13 protein-coding genes, 2 rRNA genes and 2 pseudogenes are annotated in these 18,220 nt (G+C 62.1%); 9 read left to right on the top strand and 8 right to left on the bottom strand.

The genetic code is table 11. The features are described 5' to 3' along the window. Window positions 1-4: 4 nt before the first annotated feature. Window positions 5-679 (bottom strand): GntR family transcriptional regulator, encoded by a 675-nt coding sequence (locus NY08_RS24580; RefSeq protein WP_045199318.1) that lies wholly within the window; start codon window positions 677-679, stop codon window positions 5-7. A gap of 199 nt (window positions 680-878) precedes the next feature. Here NY08_RS24580 and NY08_RS24575 point away from each other — a divergent pair, with 199 nt between their 5' ends. From NY08_RS24575 to NY08_RS24560, 4 genes are all read left to right on the top strand, one after another. Next, window positions 879-2,297 (top strand): MFS transporter, encoded by a 1,419-nt coding sequence (locus NY08_RS24575; protein ID WP_045199316.1) that lies wholly within the window; start codon window positions 879-881, stop codon window positions 2,295-2,297. A gap of 3 nt (window positions 2,298-2,300) precedes the next feature. Continuing rightward, a complete protein-coding gene (locus tag NY08_RS24570) occupies window positions 2,301-2,966 on the top strand; it encodes an aspartate/glutamate racemase family protein (protein ID WP_235387028.1) in 666 nt (221 codons plus the stop codon). A gap of 249 nt (window positions 2,967-3,215) precedes the next feature. Continuing rightward, window positions 3,216-4,967, top strand: a complete 1,752-nt coding sequence (locus tag NY08_RS24565) for a pyruvate dehydrogenase (RefSeq protein WP_045199314.1) — start codon at window positions 3,216-3,218, stop codon at window positions 4,965-4,967. Between the two features lie 125 nt (window positions 4,968-5,092). Beyond that, a complete protein-coding gene (locus NY08_RS24560) occupies window positions 5,093-5,797 on the top strand; it encodes a TerD family protein (protein ID WP_045199312.1) in 705 nt (234 codons plus the stop codon). Here NY08_RS24560 and NY08_RS24555 read toward each other — a convergent pair whose 3' ends face one another. Next, a complete protein-coding gene (locus tag NY08_RS24555) occupies window positions 5,798-6,865 on the bottom strand; it encodes a DNA polymerase IV (protein ID WP_045199310.1) in 1,068 nt (355 codons plus the stop codon). A 34-nt stretch (window positions 6,866-6,899) separates the two neighbouring features. Here NY08_RS24555 and NY08_RS24550 point away from each other — a divergent pair, with 34 nt between their 5' ends. Continuing rightward, on the top strand, window positions 6,900-7,328 hold the full coding sequence (locus NY08_RS24550) for a DoxX family protein (protein ID WP_045201105.1): 429 nt from the start codon (window positions 6,900-6,902) through the stop codon (window positions 7,326-7,328). Here NY08_RS24550 and NY08_RS24545 read toward each other — a convergent pair. Next, the gene (locus NY08_RS24545; protein ID WP_045199308.1) at window positions 7,322-8,314 is read right to left on the bottom strand and encodes an isopenicillin N synthase family dioxygenase; all 993 of its coding nucleotides are present in this window, start codon (window positions 8,312-8,314) and stop codon (window positions 7,322-7,324) included. The two genes, NY08_RS24550 and NY08_RS24545, sit on opposite strands and share 7 nt — an antisense overlap. Window positions 8,315-8,402: 88 nt before the next feature. Between NY08_RS24545 and NY08_RS24540 the strand changes: the two genes are divergently transcribed. Continuing rightward, on the top strand, window positions 8,403-9,071 hold the full coding sequence (locus NY08_RS24540; protein ID WP_045199306.1) for an SIMPL domain-containing protein: 669 nt from the start codon (window positions 8,403-8,405) through the stop codon (window positions 9,069-9,071). 23 nt (window positions 9,072-9,094) lie between these two features. After that, window positions 9,095-9,844 (top strand): YqjF family protein, encoded by a 750-nt coding sequence (locus NY08_RS24535; protein WP_235387027.1) that lies wholly within the window; start codon window positions 9,095-9,097, stop codon window positions 9,842-9,844. Here NY08_RS24535 and NY08_RS24530 read toward each other — a convergent pair. Beyond that, the gene (locus tag NY08_RS24530) at window positions 9,823-10,443 is read right to left on the bottom strand and encodes a DUF6188 family protein (protein ID WP_045199304.1); all 621 of its coding nucleotides are present in this window, start codon (window positions 10,441-10,443) and stop codon (window positions 9,823-9,825) included. The two genes, NY08_RS24535 and NY08_RS24530, sit on opposite strands and share 22 nt — an antisense overlap. Before the next feature lie 290 nt (window positions 10,444-10,733). On the opposite strand from NY08_RS24530, the pseudogene NY08_RS25730 reads away from it, so the two are divergent. After that, window positions 10,734-11,566, top strand: a pseudogene (locus NY08_RS25730) (IS3 family transposase); the annotation flags it as partial. A gap of 24 nt (window positions 11,567-11,590) precedes the next feature. Here the strand turns inward: NY08_RS25730 and istB are convergent. Both istB and NY08_RS24510 read right to left on the bottom strand, forming a co-directional pair. Continuing rightward, a complete protein-coding gene (istB, locus tag NY08_RS24515; RefSeq protein WP_045194497.1) occupies window positions 11,591-12,442 on the bottom strand; it encodes an IS21-like element helper ATPase IstB in 852 nt (283 codons plus the stop codon). Beyond that, window positions 12,439-13,830 carry a Mu transposase domain-containing protein gene (locus NY08_RS24510; RefSeq protein WP_045194499.1) on the bottom strand — a complete coding sequence of 464 codons (1,392 nt, stop codon included), beginning with the start codon at window positions 13,828-13,830 and terminating at the stop codon, window positions 12,439-12,441. Before NY08_RS24510 ends, istB begins: the two co-directional genes overlap by 4 nt. A 134-nt stretch (window positions 13,831-13,964) precedes the next feature. Between NY08_RS24510 and NY08_RS24505 the strand changes: the two are divergent. Further along, window positions 13,965-14,330, top strand: a pseudogene (locus NY08_RS24505) (transposase); the annotation flags it as partial. 310 nt (window positions 14,331-14,640) lie between these two features. On the opposite strand, the gene rrf reads toward NY08_RS24505, so the two are convergent. Together rrf and NY08_RS24495 are read right to left on the bottom strand one after the other, a co-directional pair. Continuing rightward, window positions 14,641-14,757 (bottom strand): 5S ribosomal RNA (gene rrf / locus NY08_RS24500). A 133-nt stretch (window positions 14,758-14,890) separates the two neighbouring features. Next, window positions 14,891-18,045 (bottom strand): 23S ribosomal RNA (locus NY08_RS24495). Window positions 18,046-18,220: the final 175 nt, after the last annotated feature.

Raw genomic sequence — 18,220 nt, 5'->3', positions numbered from 1 at the left:
CGGCTCAGTGCTGTGGGTCGTAGCCCGGAACTTGCGCCAGAGTCTCGAACGTTCGCGCTCGGCCCCATTCCACGTGTGCGAACGCAACCGCGGCCGCCAACTCCGGGTCCCCCTTGGCGATGGCGTCGACGAGGGAGACATGCTCCCCGTGGCGCAGCGACGGATCTCGTTCGAGATTGGCCATGTTGAGTCGGTTACTGCGCTCCCGCAGAGGTTCCATGATGACCGGGAACAGTCGGTTGGCGGACAATTCCTCGATCCCCGAGTGCACTCCGGAGCTCGCGTGATGGAACTCGAGTAGATCGCCCCGCTCGAGAGCGGCACCTGCACGGGACACGGCGTCGACCAACGATGACGAGTCCGCTCCCGCCGACACAGCGGACGCTGCCCGGCGAGCAACGAGCGGCTCGAGTGCGGACCTGATGTCGTACAACTCGTCGACCGAACTTCTGGTCACTCCCGTCACCACGGCAGGGCGTCTCGGCGACAGCGTCACCAACCCGGCTGCTTCGAGCAATGGAAGTGCCTCACGAATCGGCACCCTCGACACCTGCAGCTCGGTACCCAGATTGCGCTCGCTCAGCGTTTCACCAGGTCGGAGGCGGCCGTCGAGGATGCGTGTTCTGATCGCGTCGAACACCGAACGCGACAGCGATTCGCGACCTTCCGTGGATGCCATGATGCTTGTATACCAGCGAACCGCAGGTATACCGCGTATCCACAGGGGCCATCGGCGGACTTTGCCCAATGATCACCTCGACAGAAAGGAGCAGGTGAGAGGATCTGGAAACGCAAGTGTTACCGCCGAGAAACCTGTCGCGGCGCATAGCTCCGTAAATTCTCCGCTGTTGGTATACCACTGAGCGAGAGGCACTGGGATGAGCGTCCCGACCACGAACGAGAAGCCGTCACCGATCGACCCGCCACCGGAGGCCGGCAGCCTCAGCGAACAGATCGAGGCGTCGTACTCGAAGATCGGCCTCACCACAGCGCACTTCGGCATCGTCGCCATGGTCCTGTTCGGTGTCTTCTTCGACGCCATCGAACAGAATGCCGTCGGTATCACCGGACCGCTCCTGCGTGAATCCTGGGGACTCGGCGGAACCGAGATCGGGTTGCTGAACACCGCGACGTTCACCGCCGTCGCACTCGGGCGCATCCTGGCCGGAGCGGTGATGGACCGCTTCGGTCGCCGAACCCTCCTCGGTGCAAACCTTCTCGTCTTCGCATTCGGCTCGCTGCTGTGCGCGTTCGCGCCCAACTACGAGGTGCTGGTGGGCGCTCGATTCCTGGTCGGGCTCGGACTCGGCGGTGAGATCGCCGTAGCGGTGATCATGCTCTCCGAATTCTTCTCCGCCAAGCATCGCGGTACCGCGGTCGGCATGATCAACGTCGCAGCTGCAGGTCTGGGCAACATGCTCGCCCCACTGTTCGGGGTCATCGTCTTCGCAATCTTCACCGGTGACGACCGCTGGCGATGGCTGTTCGGTCTACTCGTACTGCCCGCACTCGCGGTCGTGTTCTACCGCCGTTCGCTTCCGGAAACGCCTCGCTTCCTCGCCGCGACAGGCCGTGTGGCCGAGGCCAATACCGTCATCAACCGCTTGGCGCAAGGCAAGCTTCGCGGCACGCTCGAGTCCGAGGTTCAGTACTTGAACGTCGACACCTCGGTCGACGATCCCGCCGTACCGCGCGCTCGGTGGACGGAAATGTTCGGGCGGCGTTACCGCAGAAGCACTCTCGCCCTCGGCATTGCCGTCTGCATGTCCTACGCAGCGCAGATCTCGATGCTCACACTCATTCCCGTCATTCTGACCGAGCGGGGAATGTCGATCTCGAGTGCGCTCTGGTACACCCTCGTGATGCAATCCGGATCGTTGATCGGCGCGCTGACCGCCGCACTGATCGCCCGCAAACTCCCCCGCAAGGTGACACTGACCGGTGGTGCCGTTCTCGGTATCGTCGCCGGGCTCGGATTCGGCTTCTTCGCAACGTCGATCGGCCTCGTACTGGTCTTCGGTGCCCTGTTCAATTTCTCGGTCATCATCCTCAACACGACGATCTGGCTGTTCGCGCCCGAGCAGTACCCCACGCGAATCCGTGGCCTCGCGACGTCGGTGATCCTGGCGCTGGGCTCCCTCTCCGGCGGACTGTTCCCGCTCATTGCCGGAGCCGTACTGGACTCGTCCGGCGTGGGTGCCATGTTCGCGATGCTGGCCGGCCTGTTCATCGTGTGCGGCATTGCCGTGCAGTTCCCGAAAGAGACCTTCGGACAACCCATGCCGGAAGATGGCTGAGCAGTGAAGATTCTCATGGTCAACCCCAACTCGAACACTGCAACGACGCAGCTCCTCGTCGACGTTGCTCGACGTTGGCTCCACGACACGGAATTCACCGTCATCGGGATCACCGCGGGTACCGGACCGGCGATGATCACCGGCACCGAACAGCTGCGGGCTGCCGGACCGGAAGTCGTAGCGGCGGCCCTCGACGCGATCGAGCACCATGGCCCCGCCGCTGTGATCGTCGGCGCGTTCGGTGATCCCGGTGCGGCCGAACTCCGAACCCTCGTCGACATTCCGGTCGTCGGGATCGGAGAGGCAGGAATCCTGCACGCCGCACGTGGTGGTCGCCGCTTCGCGATCGCCACCACCACAGCCGATCTCGCCGCCCAACTCGAAGCACTGACTCGTGCCACCGTGCCCGACGGCGATTTCGCGGGTGTGTTCCTCACCGCGTCATCGCCGTTGGTCCTGGCCGAGGACCTCGCGTCGAGCGTCGACGAACTGGGAACGGCGGTCGATGCAGCAGTGGCAGCCGGAGCGAGCGCCGTCGTCATCGGCGGCGGACCGTTGAGCGATTCGGCTCGGCGGCTGGCGCTGCGCACCGACGTGGACGTCATCGAGCCGGTTCCGAGTGCCGTTGCGATGGTCGTCGACAGAATCTCGAACGCGGTACGCAGCTAGATCTCCACCATCGCCCGGGCTGCGTTCACCGAAGCTAGTCGGTAGGCGGATAACCGCCGTCATCTATGGGTGTTGCCTGAAATATCCCGACGTGACGGAGATCGCCACAGCATCTACCAGCACTTTTCGCTTGACGGCTCCCGTGTGCGCTCCCAGGATGTTTGGTAGGCCCTCTGCACAGGGAAGCCGTCGACGAGACGCGGCCGAAGAACATCGGAGAACATCGCGTCGCATAGTTGAGGAGAATCAATGCCCACCACAGTGGCCGATCAGCTCGTTCGAGGACTCGTCGACGCCGGCGTACAACGCATCTACGGCATCGTCGGCGACAGTCTCAATCCGGTGGTCGACGCAGTGCGTCGCACCGGAGGATCGGCCAAGGGCGGCATCGACTGGATTCACGTACGCCACGAGGAAGCCGCGGCGTTCGCTGCGTCGGCCGATGCGCAGACCACCGGCACACTCGCCGTCTGCGCTGGTTCGTGCGGACCGGGAAACCTACATCTGATCAACGGCCTGTACGACGCACATCGTTCGGGCGCACCGGTTCTGGCGATCGCGTCGCACATTCCCAGCAGCGAAATCGGATCGGGCTACTTCCAGGAGACGCACCCCGACCGTCTCTTCGGCGAATGCTCGCTCTACAACGAGTTCGTCTCCACTGCCGAGCAGGCACCCCGGGTGTTCCGTGCGGCGATCAACGCTGCCGTCACCGGCGGCGGGGTATCGGTTCTGACGATTCCCGGCGACATCGCCGAGTTGTCGGCCGCAGGCACGATGGACCCGATCGCCATTCCCTCGACACCGGTCGTCACACCACCCGCGGCGGACATCCAGAAGCTGGCCGACGCCATCAACGACGCCGAGAAGGTGGCAATCTTCGCCGGCTACGGGGTCAAGGGCGCTCACGACGAGGTGGTCGCGTTCGCCGACACCATCGGCGCTCCCATCGGACATTCGTTGCGTGGAAAGGAGTTCATCCAGTACGACAATCCGTACGACGTCGGCATGACGGGGTTGCTGGGCTACGGAGCTGCGCACGCCGGGATCCACGACGCAGACCTACTCATCCTGCTCGGCACCGACTTTCCGTATCAGCAGTTCCTTCCCGAAGACGTCACGACCGCGCAGATCGACATCGACCCCACGAAGCTGGGACGTCGGACCTCGGTCCGGTACCCGATTCACGGTGATGTTCGGGCGACCCTGAATGCGTTGCAGCCGTTGGTCACTCGCAAGGCCGATCGCCGCTATGTCGAGAAGTGGGTGGACAAGCACAACGACCTGATGGGCAAGACCGTCGGTGCGTACACCCGCAACGCCGAGAAGCTCGTCCCCATCCACCCCGAGTACGCCGCGTCGGTACTCGACGACCTCGCCGCCGACGACGCCGTGTTCACCACCGACACCGGCATGTGCAACGTGTGGACCGCGCGCTACATCAACCCCACGGGTAGAAGGGCGTTCGTTGCGTCGATGCTGCACGGGTCGATGGCCAATGCCCTGCCGCACGCCATCGGTGCGCAGTTCGCGCATCCGGGCCGCCAGGTCGTGTCGATTTCGGGCGACGGCGGCTTCTCGATGCTGCTCTCCGAACTCTTGACCGTCGCGATGTACAAGCTGCCGGTCAAGATCGTGCTGTTCGACAACTCGACACTGGGCATGGTCAAAGCCGAGATGCTCGTCGACGGTCTGCCCGACTTCGGGGTCGACGTCCCGCAGGTCGACTACACCGGCATCGCAGCGGCTGCGGGTATCCATGCACAACGCGTCGAGAAGCCCGAGGACATCCGCGGCGCACTCGAGACCGCATTCGCCGTGGACGGTCCGGCGCTGGTGCAGCTGATCACCGATCCGCTTGCGCTCTCGGTCCCGCCGACCATCACCGGCGAGCAGATCAAGGGATTCGCACTCGCGATGAGCAAGGTCGTGCTCAACGGCGGTGTCGGCGAGGCCGTTCGGATGGCCAAGTCGAATCTGCGTAACGTGCCGCGCCCGTAGATCGCCATCGCGAGGGAACCCGAGGTCGGTGCGGGCACCGAGCTCGTCGGGCGTGCGGTTATTGTCGACACACCGCCCAAACCGGACATCGCGATCCGGCACCTCCCCGCCCGGAAGGCTCCACCATGGCCATCGACTACACCCGCAAGCCCTCTACGGGGCAGAACCCCGCGCAGCAAGCCGGAGCACCCGTCAGTCTGAGCAAAGTCACGCTGTCCAAGGCATCGCCGACTATCAGCCTCACCAAGTCCGGCGAGAAGCAGGGCTCCATGCGGGTGAACCTCAACTGGTCGTCTGGGGCACCCACAGCGCAGCCGAAGAAGAAGGGCTTCCTGGCCAAGCTGGCTGCCGCGTCCTACGGCTCCGGCGGTGTGGATCTCGACCTCGGGTGCCTCTACGAACTGCGCGACGGCTCCAAGGGCGTGGTCCAAGCGCTCGGCAACAGCTTCGGTTCGCTGCAGGATGCCCCGTTCATCGCGCTCGACGGCGACGACCGCTCCGGCTCGGTCAGCGGCGGCGAGAACATGCACATCAATCTTGCCCACCCCGAGAAGTTCGCCCGCATCCTGATCTTCGCGATGATCTACGACGGCGCACCGAACTGGGCCGCAGTCGACGGAGTGGTGACGCTGTACCCGACCAGCGGACCACAGGTCGAGGTACGCCTCGACTCGGCCGAGAACTCTGCGCGCATCTGCTCGATCGCATTGTTGGAGAACACGTCTGCCGGTATCACGGTCACCCGCGAAGTCGAGTACATCCAGGGCAGCCAAGCCGACCTCGACAAGAAGTACGGTTGGGGACTGCGCTGGGCGGCGGGCCGCAAGTAGTCAGAGAGGTTGCGGCGGAGTCATTTCCAGCCGGACGCCGATCAGTCGAACCTCTCTCGTATGGTCGAGGCGGTCGACGAGCGCCACCGCGGCCGAGGTCAGGATCTCCGGATCGAAGGTGGGCGCTCCGATGATCGGTGCACTGACGGTATGGGTCTCGAACGGCGCGTAGCGGATCTTCAATGCCGCTCGCACGGCCGGCCGGTTCTCGGCTTCAATGTCTGCCAGCACCTTCGACGTCAACGCGGCGACCTCGTCTCGGACGATCGCCCAATCGGCGACGTTGGTCTGGAACGTGACCTCACGGCTGTGCGACCGTGCGACCCACGGCTCGGACGTCACCGGTGCGAGGTCGATACCTCGCCCTTTGGTACCGAGCCATGGACCGATCTTCGGTCCGAACGCTGCGGCGAGGTCCGCGTCCTCGGCATCGGCCAGTTCTCGGACTGTCGAGATGCCGAGGGCGGTCAGCCTCTTCGAGATCTTCTTGCCGATCCCCCACAACGCATCGGTACCGCGATCGCCCATCACCTCGAACCAGTTGTCCTGCGTAAGCCGGTAGATGCCCTGAGGCTTGTCGAAGTCGGTGGCGATCTTGGCTCGTAACTTGTTGTCCCCGATGCCGACCGAGCAATGCAGCCCCGTCGCGTCGAACACCGCGTCGTGGACGGTCTTTGCCACGCCCTCGGGGTCGTGGGTCTCCACACCGAGAAACGCCTCGTCCCATCCGATCACCTCGACCACGAATCCCAACGACCGCAGAGTGTCCATCACCAGTGCCGAGGCCTCGTCGTACGCCGGCTTGTCCACGGGGAGGAAGACTGCGTCCGGGATCTTCTTCGCGGCGACGCGTAGTGGCATTCCGGATCCGACGCCCTTCGCACGCGCCTCGTACGAGGCCGTCGACACCACCCCACGCTCGGTCGGGTCTCCTCTACCGCCGACCACGACGGCTTTGCCCGCCAGGTCCGGGTTGCGGAGCACTTCGACGGCAGCGATGAACTGATCGAGGTCGACGTGCAGTACCCATCGGTGCCGTGCTGGGTCGGTCGGTGTACTCCCGGTCATAGTGCTCAGTGTGCCCGTGGTGTCTCATGACGCCATGACGAAATCGATTTCTCGCACCATCGGACGAGTAGTACTGGGAGCGTTCCTCGTCTTCGCCGGACTCAGTCATCTCTTCTGGGCGAGGAGCACCTTCGCCGCCCAGGTGCCGACCTGGGTTCCGATCAGTACCGACTTCGTCGTGCTGGCGTCGGGTGTCGTCGAGATCGCGCTCGGTCTGGCGCTGCTGTTCTGGACCGCTCGCGCACCGGTCATCGGTTGGGTGGTCGCGGCGTTCTTCGTCGCGGTCTTTCCCGGCAACATTTCGCAGTTCGTCACGCACACCGACGCGTTCGGCCTCGACTCAGATACGGCCCGAGGGATCCGTTTGCTGTTCCAGCCACTGCTGATCGTATGGGCGTTGTGGTGCACCGGAGCATGGGCGCAGTTTCGCGCATCACGTCAGGGCCACAGTAGGAATCAGTAGGCAGACTGCCGACCGGCCGGAACGATGCCGTGGTGCAACTGTGCTACGTCGGGATGTGCTCGCGTACGGGACTTCCACGCGTTTTCGCCGTAGGTGCTGTAGATGGGGTTGGCAGGATCGTTCTCGACTCCTCGTGACTGCCGCGCCAATTCGGGCGGCAGTTCGATCACCGGGACGACGGCATCGAGGGCCGGGCTCAGAAAGTGTGGCACCGATATCCGGTCGGTGTCGGGTCCCGGCGCGACCACCCGATGACGCGTCGCACGTAGATAGCCGCCGGTCGCAACCTCCAACAACTCGCCGATGTTGACGATGAATGCTCCGTCCAGCGGCGGTACGTCGATCCACGTATCGGCGGTCGTCTCCACTTGCAGACCGGCCGAGTCCGGTTCGACGAGCAGCAACGTCAACACCCCGGAGTCCTTGTGCGCTCCGACGCCCTGCGAGTGATCAGCAGTGCCCGGGTAACGCACGACTTTCATCAGCGTCGCGGGCGCAGTGGCAAAAGCGTCGTCGAACACGTTCTCGGGCGCACCCAATGACTGCGCCCAGTGCCGGAGCAACCGGAGCCCGAGACCCGACACGGACTGCTCCCACTGCTCGAACGTCTCTCGGAACCCGGCCGGCTGCGACGGCCACAGGTTGGGGCCCTGCAGGTTCCAGTAGCCTTCGGCTCCCTCGATCGCCGGGCGTTCGGGACCTATGTCGATCTGCTCTCGCCAATCCACCCGGCCGTTGGTCAGCTCGCCACCCACCCGGGAGTAGCCGCGGAAATGCGGGCTCTTCAGCTGACTGATTCCCTCCTTCACATCGTCCGGCACGGCGAAGAACTCTCGCGCGAGGCGCAGTACCTCGTGCATTCGTTCGATCTCGATCCCGTGTCCGACGAGATAGAAGAAGCCGGACCCGTGAGCTGCTTCGCGCAGCGACAACTGGAACGCGCGGGGGTCGTGGTCGGCCAAACCTAGATCGAGAACGGGAAGCATGTTCGTGATTGTCCTCCTCCCTCGACGCGTCGGCCAGCAGTGTTCAGGTTCGGTAAAACCGCCCGACCCGGATGCAACACTGAGTGTCATGAGCCCCGAAGCACTCGACATCACCGTCGTCGGTCACGGCGCAGCCACCTACCCACCCGAACAGTGCACACTCGCGCTGACCGTCCGCACCGACGGTCGCACTGCAGAGTCCGCATCCGAGCCTGCTCAGCAACTCGTCCGGGAGCTCACCAGACTGGTCGAGCCGCTCTACAACAGTGACGGGGGACCCATCGATCGATGGTCGGTGGACCAGGTGCGCCACTCGCGCCACCGCCCGTTCAACCACGACGGAGAGCAACTGCCGTACGTCTATCAAGCCGAGGCGTCAGTGGAAGTGCAGTTCAGCCAGCTCGATCTGGTGGACGCGTTCGTCTACGCAGCCTCGGCACTCGAGGGAGTGTCGATCGACCACTTCGATTGGGACCTCACCGAATCCAGCAGAACCGCTCACACCTTGGCGGTCCGGGAACTCGCTGTGCGCGACGCCGTCTCGAAGGCCGAGGCCTACGCGTCGAGCCTGGGACGATCGGGCGTGCACGCTGTCGCGGTGGCCGATCCCGGTCTGCTTCCAGGGTTCGCGGAGAGCGGTGGACCGGAATCCTCGGCACGTATGTTCGCCGCGAAATCAGCGCCTGCCGGATTTGCACTCAAGCCGGAGAACATCACCATCTCGGCGAGCGTGCACGCCCGATTCACCGCCTCCTGACGCCTCGCGCCTAGGCTCGAATCATGAACCGAGACGATGCCCGACGCCTCTGGCCGCGGCCACCGCTACTGCCTCGTCCGATCGTGATGGATCAGCGATGGGAACGGCTGGTCTTTCTACACTGGCGGGTTCCGAGTTCCGACGTCGCCCCGCTGTTGCCCCGAGGGTGCGTACCCGACGAATACGACGGCTCGTCGTGGGTTGGGCTGATCGGCTTCCACATGGTCGGTGCCGGCCTCGGTTACCGTCACCCCGTCCCGTACTTCGGCACCTTCGGTGAGATCAACGTTCGGCTGTACTCGGTCGACGCGGAGGGGCGACGCGGCGTCGTGTTCCGATCCCTGGAAGCAACCAGACTCGCAGTCGTGCTGGGCACCAACGCTGCTCGCATTCCGTACCGCTGGTCATCGATCGATATCGCCGACGACAGCACCACGATCGGCTACCGCAGCAAACGGCTCGCTCCCCCGCACCGCGGCGCAACCACCGACTTCGGCGTCGTCAGAGGATCACGCGACCTGTCCGAGGATCCGCTCGCTGTGTTCCTCACCGCGCGTTGGGGATTGCACACCTCACTGGCCGGTCGCCTGCTGTACGTCCCGAACGTACACCGGCACTGGCCCTTGGTCGACGCAGAACTCACCCACTGCTCGGACGAGCTCGTGGCAGCGGCAGGCCTACCCGGTGTCAGTACCCGGCGACCGGACTCAATCCTGTACTCCCCCGGTGTCGAGACCCAGTTCGGTAGACCCTACTCAGTGCGCGGTCGGTAGAAGATCACGTGCCCCGAGGACAGTTCGACGACCCAATCTCCTTGTGCAGCAGCGACGCTGTCGGCGAGGGAACTCGACGTCACACTTTCCCGCAACACGAGGTACCCGGCGTCGAGGGAGAGGTCGAACAACAGCTTGGTGCCATCCGAGAATTCGACGGCAGGGTCGTCGCCGGTCGAGAGCCGAACCACGGTCGCACCGATGGAAGGAAGCCTCTCGACGGTCGGGGCCACCGACTTCGGATGCTCGGGTGCGGGCCACGACTCGACAGCCCCGCCCGGTCCACACACCACTGTCGAGCCGTCCGCAGCCGTGTACTCCCAGGATTCGACCTCGTCTCGCGGACTGGCCACCACTGTCTGCCGGCCCTCGAACGTAAGACGGAGAACACCGGATTCGTCGTAGTCTGCGTCGTCGCATACGAGACCGTGCAGGGTCGCGAGCGCTCGTAGACCCTCGAACTGATTGTCCTCGTCGACAATGAGTCCGTCGATCATCACCTCGCTGAAGGCAATGCTGGCACCGTTGTCGAATTCGATGCTCAGATCGAAATCGAGCAGGATTCTGCTGACACGCTTCTGATCGACGGCGAGTTTCATCGACATCGACTGTGCCACACAATCCTGTGGGAGCCCACAAAGACTGGCCGGGGCGCGATACGGGGTACGGGGTTCAGCCCTCGGCGGGATGGCAATGCGCGCGCGTTCGTCGGGTGCGCGGGGTCGGTGATCGGGCTGCGATTCTGCGCGCGGATGACAACTGCGCGTCTGTTTGCCCCTGCCGATGGGTGTGAGCTCATCGGGTCGGGTGGAGGCTGATGGGGACTGCCCCAGCTTTGGTTGACATCTGATCTGTGAGGATCGCTCCTCACGGTGGAAGGATGTTCACCATGCCGAAAGCATTTCCCGAGGAGTTCCGCCGCGACGTCATCGCCGTCGCACGCAAGGGCGAGGCCCCGTTGCGTCAGATCGCGAAGGACTTCGGAATCTCCGAAGGTTGCCTGCACCGCTGGCTCAAGATTGCCGATCGTGAAGACGGCGTCGTCCGTGACGGCCGGCAGAACCCTGGTGACGAGTCCGCTGAGCTGCGGGAGCTAAAAAAGCGCAACCGGCTGCTCGAGCAGGAAAACGACGTTCTGCGGCGAGCCGCCGCCTATCTGAGTCGAGACATACTCCCAAAATGATCTACCCGCTGGTCCTCGACCTTGCTGGCGACGGAGTACCCGTCACAGTGACCTGCCGGGTTCTCGGTTTCTCAACCCAAGCGTTCTACAAATGGAAGAAACAGCCAGTCACGCAACGAGATTGGGATGATGCGCATCTGATCAACATTGCTCGTGAGATCCACGACGACGACCCCGCATTCGGCTACCGCTTCATCGCAGACGAACTACCCGACCGCGGGATCACCGCCAGCGAGAACCGGGTCGCGCGGTTGTGCTCACAAGAACGCATCTGGTCGGTGTTCTCGAAGAAGCGAGGCCTGAACAGGAAGGCCGGCCCGCCGGTTCACGACGACCTCGTCGACCGTCAGTTCACCGCACGGGCCGCGGACGAGCTGTGGCTGACCGACATCACCGAACACCGCACCGACGAGGGCAAACTGTATCTCTGCGCGATCAAGGACGTCTGGTCGAACAGGATCGTCGGCTACTCGATCGACTCCAGGATGAAGGCCTCGTTAGTGACGAGGCTCAGCGAAATTCCCCAACCGCGCTCACCGAAATTCCCCACTCGTGAGCGAACTTCACTGTAGTGGTTGGCGGGTTCCTGTGGTGGCTTTGCGGAGCTTCTCCGATCTGGCGTTGTGGTCTCGGAGACGGTAGGAATCACCGTCGAGGTTGAGCACGACGGATCGATGCAGAAGCCGGTCGAGCATGGCTGCTGCGACGGTGTTGTCACCGAGCACTTCACCCCACGATCCCACGCCACGGTTGGTGGTCATCACGATCGACGTCTTCATATACCGTTGCGAGACAACCTGAAACAACGCCGACGCTGCCTCGCCGGGCAACGGTAGGTAGCCGAGTTCATCAACGACGAGAAGTGTCGGTCCAGCGTAGAACCGCATCGTCGTAGCCCACCTTCCTTCGAGAGCGGCTCGATGACAGCGGGCAGCGAGATCAGCTGCGGTGGTGAAATACGTTCGATAGCCGGCATGAGCTGCGGCACGCGCCAGCCCGACCGACAGATGCGTTTTGCCGACCCCGGGCGGGCCGATGAGCAGCACATTCGTCGCTGTCTCCAAGTATCGGCAGGTCGCCAACTCCTCGATCAACTTCCTGTCGACACCAGCGGCTGCGTCGTAGTCGAAGTCCTCGAGCGATGCCGGTGTCGGCAGGCACGCGAATCGGAGTCTGCCGTTCAGTCGGCGGGCTTCGGTGGCCTCGACCTCGATCGAGAGCAACCGGTCCAACGCCGCGGTCATCGACAGTTCTTCGGCGGCTGCTTGATCGAGGACCGACGGCAGCGCTTCGGCGGCGTCGTGAAGTTTCAGGACAGCGAGATGCCCCCGCAGGCGTTGGTAAAGGCTGGCTGCAGCGGCGGTGTTCGGGGCCGGTAACCGGTCGGCGTTCGTGGCAGCTTTCTGGTCGGTCATGACAGGGTGTTCCTTCCGTGTGCGGCGCGTTCATAGATCGACAGGTCGTAGATAATCGCTCCTGCGGTATCGGATTCGGTTGCGTGACTGTCGTTTTCCGATCTGTCCGCTGCGTCGGGATATGTTGCACTGGTTGTTGTTCGGAGCTTCTCTGCAGCGGCGAGTGCGTCCGGTCCGGGCGGAATACGTTCCTTGCGGCGGTGCGGACGTCCGGTGTTCGCGCCGGCCATCGCTGCTTGCTCGAGGGCGTAGATGTGGCCGTGATCGCGGACCATCGCCCCGGTCCCATCGGCCGCCAGCCGGTGCCGGGCGATGGCGATACCCGAGGTGGTGACGATGTCGATGACGTCGGTCCCGAGAACGTGGGTGACGGTGACCTGCGCGGACGCGAGCTCGGGCGGCACTGAGTAGCGGTTGCCGCGGTAGGACACCAACGCCTGCCGGGATACGACTCGATGAGTGGACAGGATCGCGGGATACGCGGACGGCGGCATCGGATGCAGTCCTTCGGCGGTGGCGATCGTCGCTACCGAAGTTTTGCCGTCCTTCGTCGGCCGCAAGCGAGTATCGCCGCGCAGACTGCAGAACCGATCGAGGCTCGCTTGGGCTTGCTCGACGCTCAGATCGTCGGAGAGATTTCGCCACCACCGCTGCGCTGCAGTGTGATTGGACTTCTCCACTGCACCTTTGCGGTTGCCGCGCCTCGGTGGGCAGATCGCAACGGAGACACCGTAATGTTTCGCGACGCCGGTGAAGCTGGCGGTGACCCGGCCGGACTCGGGGTGGCAGACTGTGGCCATTCGGTCGAACCGCCAGACTCGGCTGATCCCGCCGAGGCCTCGGCAGATCCGGTCGAGTCCGTCGACGACATGTGGTTGGGTCATGTTCGGTGCGAGGACGCCGCGCCATTTGCCCGAACACGCCAGAGTTCCGACGAACAGGTGGGCCATCGATCCCCAGCCCCACGAGGCGGGTGGGTTGGGTAGATCGACCCAATCCCATTGTGTCTCTTCCCCTGGCGGGTGTTCGATGACCGCGTTGGGTCTTTCGGTGGCCGTCAGGCACGCTTGGCAGATCGGCCGGAGTTTGAGTTCGCGGATCTTGCGGTGCAGCGTTTGATACGACATCAGATAGCCGAGGTCCTCGAGTTCGTCGCAGAGCGTGCGGACCCACAGGTGTGGGTCGTCGATCAGACGTGCAGTGACGTAGGCGAGGAACACCTCGAATGGGTCCGGTGCGCTGCGTTTACGCACCCCGGGAGTGGTGGTGCCGTTCAGGTACGACCTGATGGTCTTGCGGTCGCGGCCGGTGTGACGCGCGATGTCCGCGATCTTCCAGCCTCGTTTGTGCAAGGCGTTGATTTCCACATCTTCCTCCTGTGTAAGCATGAGGAGCGGGTCTCCTTCGGATAGCTGGTGCGTGGTCAGAGACCATCAGCTTCGTTGGAGACCCGCCCTCGTTGGCGGTGCCACACGGGTGGGGAATTTCGATGAGCGCTAGTGGGGAATTTCGATGAGCGCCGTCATTAGCGGTGTCAGCATTGGATAATGCTGTGGCGCAAAGAGGCTCGGAGGGGACTATCGTGCATTCGGATCGCGGTAGCCAATTCCGATCCAGGAAGTTCGTACATGCACTGTCGCGCAATGGGTTACGAGGTTCTATGGGGCGGGTCGGGGCGTGCGGTGACAACGCCGCGATGGAGTCGTTCTTCGCACTCGTGCAGAAGAACGTCCTCGACCGCCAGCGGTGGTCGACCCGCGAGCAACTACGGCTGGCGATCGTGACATGGATCGAAAAGACCTATCACCGCAAACGCCGTCAACGGCGCCTCGGCAAGCTCACCCCTATCGAGTTTGAGACAATCAACCGGACCGCACACGCGGCCTGAATCGCTCAACCCCACTAGTCAACTGAAGTCGGGGCAGTCCCATGCCCGCGTCGATGGTGGTCGGCATTCCGCGAATGCGCGCGCGTTCGTCGAGTGCCCGGGAAATGGTCGGTGTCCGGGCTGCGATTCTGCGCGCGGTTGGCGATTGCGTGCGCGTTTGCCCCTGTGGGTGCGGGCTAACTCGGCACGGGTGGGTGTGGGTGTGGTGTTTTGTGGAGTGTGGTTGTGGTTGTGGTTGTGGTTGTGGTTGTGGTTTCGAAATGCAGAACACCCCCGGACCGGGTGGTCTGGGGGTGTTCTGGGAAATTGTGTTCGGCGGTGTCCTACTCTCCCACACCCTGTCGAGTGCAGTACCATCGGCGCTGGAGGGCTTAGCTTCCGGGTTCGGAATGGGACCGGGCGTTTCCCCTCCGCTATGGCCGCCGTAACTCTGCGAAACAGTTACACACGGAACATCAGCGGTGCCACCGGATCTGGATCGGTGACGTACTGGGTTCATTCAATTGTTGTGCTGAAACGTGTGTTGTTTCAGATATTGCACAGTGGACGCGTAGCTTCTTTGTGGTAAGTCCTCGGCCTATTAGTACCAGTCACCTGCACCCATTACTGGGCTTCCAGTTCTGGCCTATCAACCCGGTGGTCTGCCGGGGGCCTTACCCCCTCGAGGGGGTGAGAAACCTCATCTTGGAACAGGCTTCCCGCTTAGATGCTTTCAGCGGTTATCCCTTCCGAACGTAGCCAACCAGCGGTGCTCCTGGTGGAACAACTGGCACACCAGAGGTTCGTCCGTCCCGGTCCTCTCGTACTAGGGACAGCCTTCCTCAAGTTTCTTACGCGCGCGGCGGATAGAGACCGAACTGTCTCACGACGTTCTAAACCCAGCTCGCGTGCCGCTTTAATGGGCGAACAGCCCAACCCTTGGGACCTACTCCAGCCCCAGGATGCGACGAGCCGACATCGAGGTGCCAAACCATCCCGTCGATATGGACTCTTGGGGAAGATCAGCCTGTTATCCCCGGGGTACCTTTTATCCGTTGAGCGACACCGCTTCCACTTGCCGGTGCCGGATCACTAGTCCCGACTTTCGTCCCTGCTCGACTTGTCAGTCTCACAGTCAAGCTCCCTTGTGCACTTGCACTCGACACCTGATTGCCAACCAGGCTGAGGGAACCTTTGGGCGCCTCCGTTACATTTTAGGAGGCAACCGCCCCAGTTAAACTACCCACCAGGCACTGTCCCTGAACCAGATCATGGTCCGAGGTTGAGGTATCCAATACGATCAGAGTGGTATTTCAACAACGACTCCACAGTAACTGGCGTCACCGCTTCACAGTCTCCCACCTATCCTACACAAACCGAACCGAACACCAATACCAAGCTGTAGTGAAGGTCCCGGGGTCTTTTCGTCCTGCCGCGCGTAACGAGCATCTTTACTCGTAATGCAATTTCGCCGAGTCTATGGTTGAGACAGCTGAGAAGTCGTTACGCCATTCGTGCAGGTCGGAACTTACCCGACAAGGAATTTCGCTACCTTAGGATGGTTATAGTTACCACCGCCGTTTACTGGGGCTTAAATTCTCAGCTTCGCCATCACTGGCTAACCGGTCCTCTTAACCTTCCAGCACCGGGCAGGCGTCAGTCCGTATACATCGTCTTACGACTTCGCACGGACCTGTGTTTTTAGTAAACAGTCGCTTCTCACTGGTCTCTGCGGCCCACACCAGCTCACACTGCAAGAGTGATCACCGGCAGGGGCCCCCCTTCTCCCGAAGTTACGGGGGCATTTTGCCGAGTTCCTTAACCATAGTTATCTCGATCGCCTTAGTATTCTCTACCTGACCACCTGTGTCGGTTTGGGGTACGGGCCGTGTAACAACTCACTAGAGGCTTTTCTCGGCAGCATAGGATCACTGAATTCGCCTCAATCGGCTACGCATCACCTCTCAGGCTTAGTGAACGGCGGATTTGCCTACCGTTCGCCCTACAGGCTTACACCAGTACAACCACTGACTGGCCCAGCTACCTTCCTGCGTCACCCCATCGCTTGGCTACTACCAGATCAGGTCCCACGCATCCACCCGCCCCCGCACACCCGAAGGCGTGAAGTAAGCGAGATTCAGGGTGGTTAGTATCACTGATTCACCATGGGCGCGGTTACACGGGTACGGGAATATCAACCCGTTGTCCATCGGCTACGCCTGTCGGCCTCGTCTTAGGTCCCGACTCACCCTGGGCGGATTAACCTGGCCCAGGAACCCTTGGTCATTCGGCGGACGAGTTTCTCACTCGTCTTTCGCTACTCATGCCTGCATTCTCACTCGCGCAGCCTCCACACCTGGATCACTCCGATGCTTCCATGGCTGCACGACGCTCCCCTACCCACCCACACACCTGCACACAGATCCGCAGACCTGCATGGGGCTGTTGTGTGAGTGCCGCAGCTTCGGTGGTGTACTTGAGCCCCGCTACATTGTCGGCGCAGGATCACTTGACCAGTGAGCTATTACGCACTCTTTCAAGGGTGGCTGCTTCTAAGCCAACCTCCTGGTTGTCTTCGCGACCCCACATCCTTTTCCACTTAGTACACGCTTAGGGACCTTAGCTGGCGATCTGGGCTGTTTCCCTCTCGACTACGAACCTTATCGCCCGCAGTCTCACTGCCACGCTCTCACTCACCGGCATTCGGAGTTTGGCTGATTTCGGTAAGCTTGTAGGCCCCCTAGACCATCCAGTAGCTCTACCTCCGGTGAGAAACACGTGACGCTGCACCTAAATGCATTTCGGGGAGAACCAGCTATCACGGAGTTTGATTGGCCTTTCACCCCTACCCACAACTCATCCCCTCAGTTTTCAACCTAAGTGGGTTCGGTCCTCCACGACGTCTTACCGTCGCTTCAACCTGGCCATGGGTAGATCACTCCGCTTCGGGTCTAGAACACGCCACTACACCACACAAGGTGGATACGCCCTATTCGGACTCGCTTTCGCTACGGCTACCCCACACGGGTTAACCTCGCGACATGCCACTAACTCGCAGGCTCATTCTTCAAAAGGCACGCCATCACCAGCCATGACGAATCATGCACCGGCTTTGACGGATTGTAAGCGCACGGTTTCAGGTACTATTTCACTCCCCTCCCGGGGTACTTTTCACCTTTCCCTCACGGTACTAGTCCGCTATCGGTCACCAGGGAGTATTCAGGCTTATCGGGTGGTCCCGACAGATTCACAGCAGATTTCACGGGCCCGCTGCTACTTGGGTATCCACAACGACAGTTGCAATGTTTTCGTCTACGGGACTCTCACCCTCTACGACAGGCCGTTCCAGACCACTTCGACTAACACCACAATTTCTCACTGTCGGCCGATCCGGCAGAATCGACAATGCAAACCCCACAACCCTCCATACGCAACCCCTGCCGGGTATCACACGCACAAAGTTTGGCCTCATCCGCTTTCGCTCGCCACTACTCACGGAATCACTATTGTTTTCTCTTCCTGTGGGTACTGAGATGTTTCACTTCCCCACGTTCCCTCCACACACCCTATATATTCAGGTGCAGGTAACACGACATCACTCGTGCTGGGTTTCCCCATTCGGACACCCTCGGATCACAGCTCGGTTGACAGCTCCCCGAGGCTTATCGCAGCCTCCTACGTCCTTCATCGGCTCCTGGTGCCAAGGCATCCACCGTACGCTCTTCATTACTTACAACAAAGATGCTCGCGTCCACTGTGCAATTCTCAAACAACACACAACCAAGAAACCACACGTGCTACCAGCCACCACCGAAGCGATGCGATGTAAACACAATCTCTTGCCCGTATATGTCTTGCCTAGAAAGAAACACTCACGTGTTCTCTCAGGACCCAACAGTGCATCGATATAG

This window comes from Rhodococcus sp. B7740, assembly GCF_000954115.1.
GTDB lineage: Bacteria > Actinomycetota > Actinomycetes > Mycobacteriales > Mycobacteriaceae > Rhodococcoides.
The sequence above is the reverse complement of the archived record's forward strand: the minus strand, read 5'-3'. Positions and strand labels throughout refer to the sequence as shown.

Coding starts and splice junctions, on each gene's coding strand:
- NY08_RS24580 (WP_045199318.1), bottom strand. CDS start 679: ATGGCATCCACGGAAGGTCGCGAATCGCTGTCGCGTTCGGTGTTCGAC.
- NY08_RS24575 (WP_045199316.1), top strand. CDS start 879: ATGAGCGTCCCGACCACGAACGAGAAGCCGTCACCGATCGACCCGCCA.
- NY08_RS24565 (WP_045199314.1), top strand. CDS start 3,216: ATGCCCACCACAGTGGCCGATCAGCTCGTTCGAGGACTCGTCGACGCC.
- NY08_RS24560 (WP_045199312.1), top strand. CDS start 5,093: ATGGCCATCGACTACACCCGCAAGCCCTCTACGGGGCAGAACCCCGCG.
- NY08_RS24555 (WP_045199310.1), bottom strand. CDS start 6,865: ATGACCGGGAGTACACCGACCGACCCAGCACGGCACCGATGGGTACTG.
- NY08_RS24550 (WP_045201105.1), top strand. CDS start 6,900: ATGACGAAATCGATTTCTCGCACCATCGGACGAGTAGTACTGGGAGCG.
- NY08_RS24545 (WP_045199308.1), bottom strand. CDS start 8,314: ATGCTTCCCGTTCTCGATCTAGGTTTGGCCGACCACGACCCCCGCGCG.
- NY08_RS24540 (WP_045199306.1), top strand. CDS start 8,403: ATGAGCCCCGAAGCACTCGACATCACCGTCGTCGGTCACGGCGCAGCC.
- NY08_RS24535 (WP_235387027.1), top strand. CDS start 9,095: ATGAACCGAGACGATGCCCGACGCCTCTGGCCGCGGCCACCGCTACTG.
- NY08_RS24530 (WP_045199304.1), bottom strand. CDS start 10,443: ATGAAACTCGCCGTCGATCAGAAGCGTGTCAGCAGAATCCTGCTCGAT.
- istB (WP_045194497.1), bottom strand. CDS start 12,442: ATGACCGACCAGAAAGCTGCCACGAACGCCGACCGGTTACCGGCCCCG.
- NY08_RS24510 (WP_045194499.1), bottom strand. CDS start 13,830: ATGCTTACACAGGAGGAAGATGTGGAAATCAACGCCTTGCACAAACGA.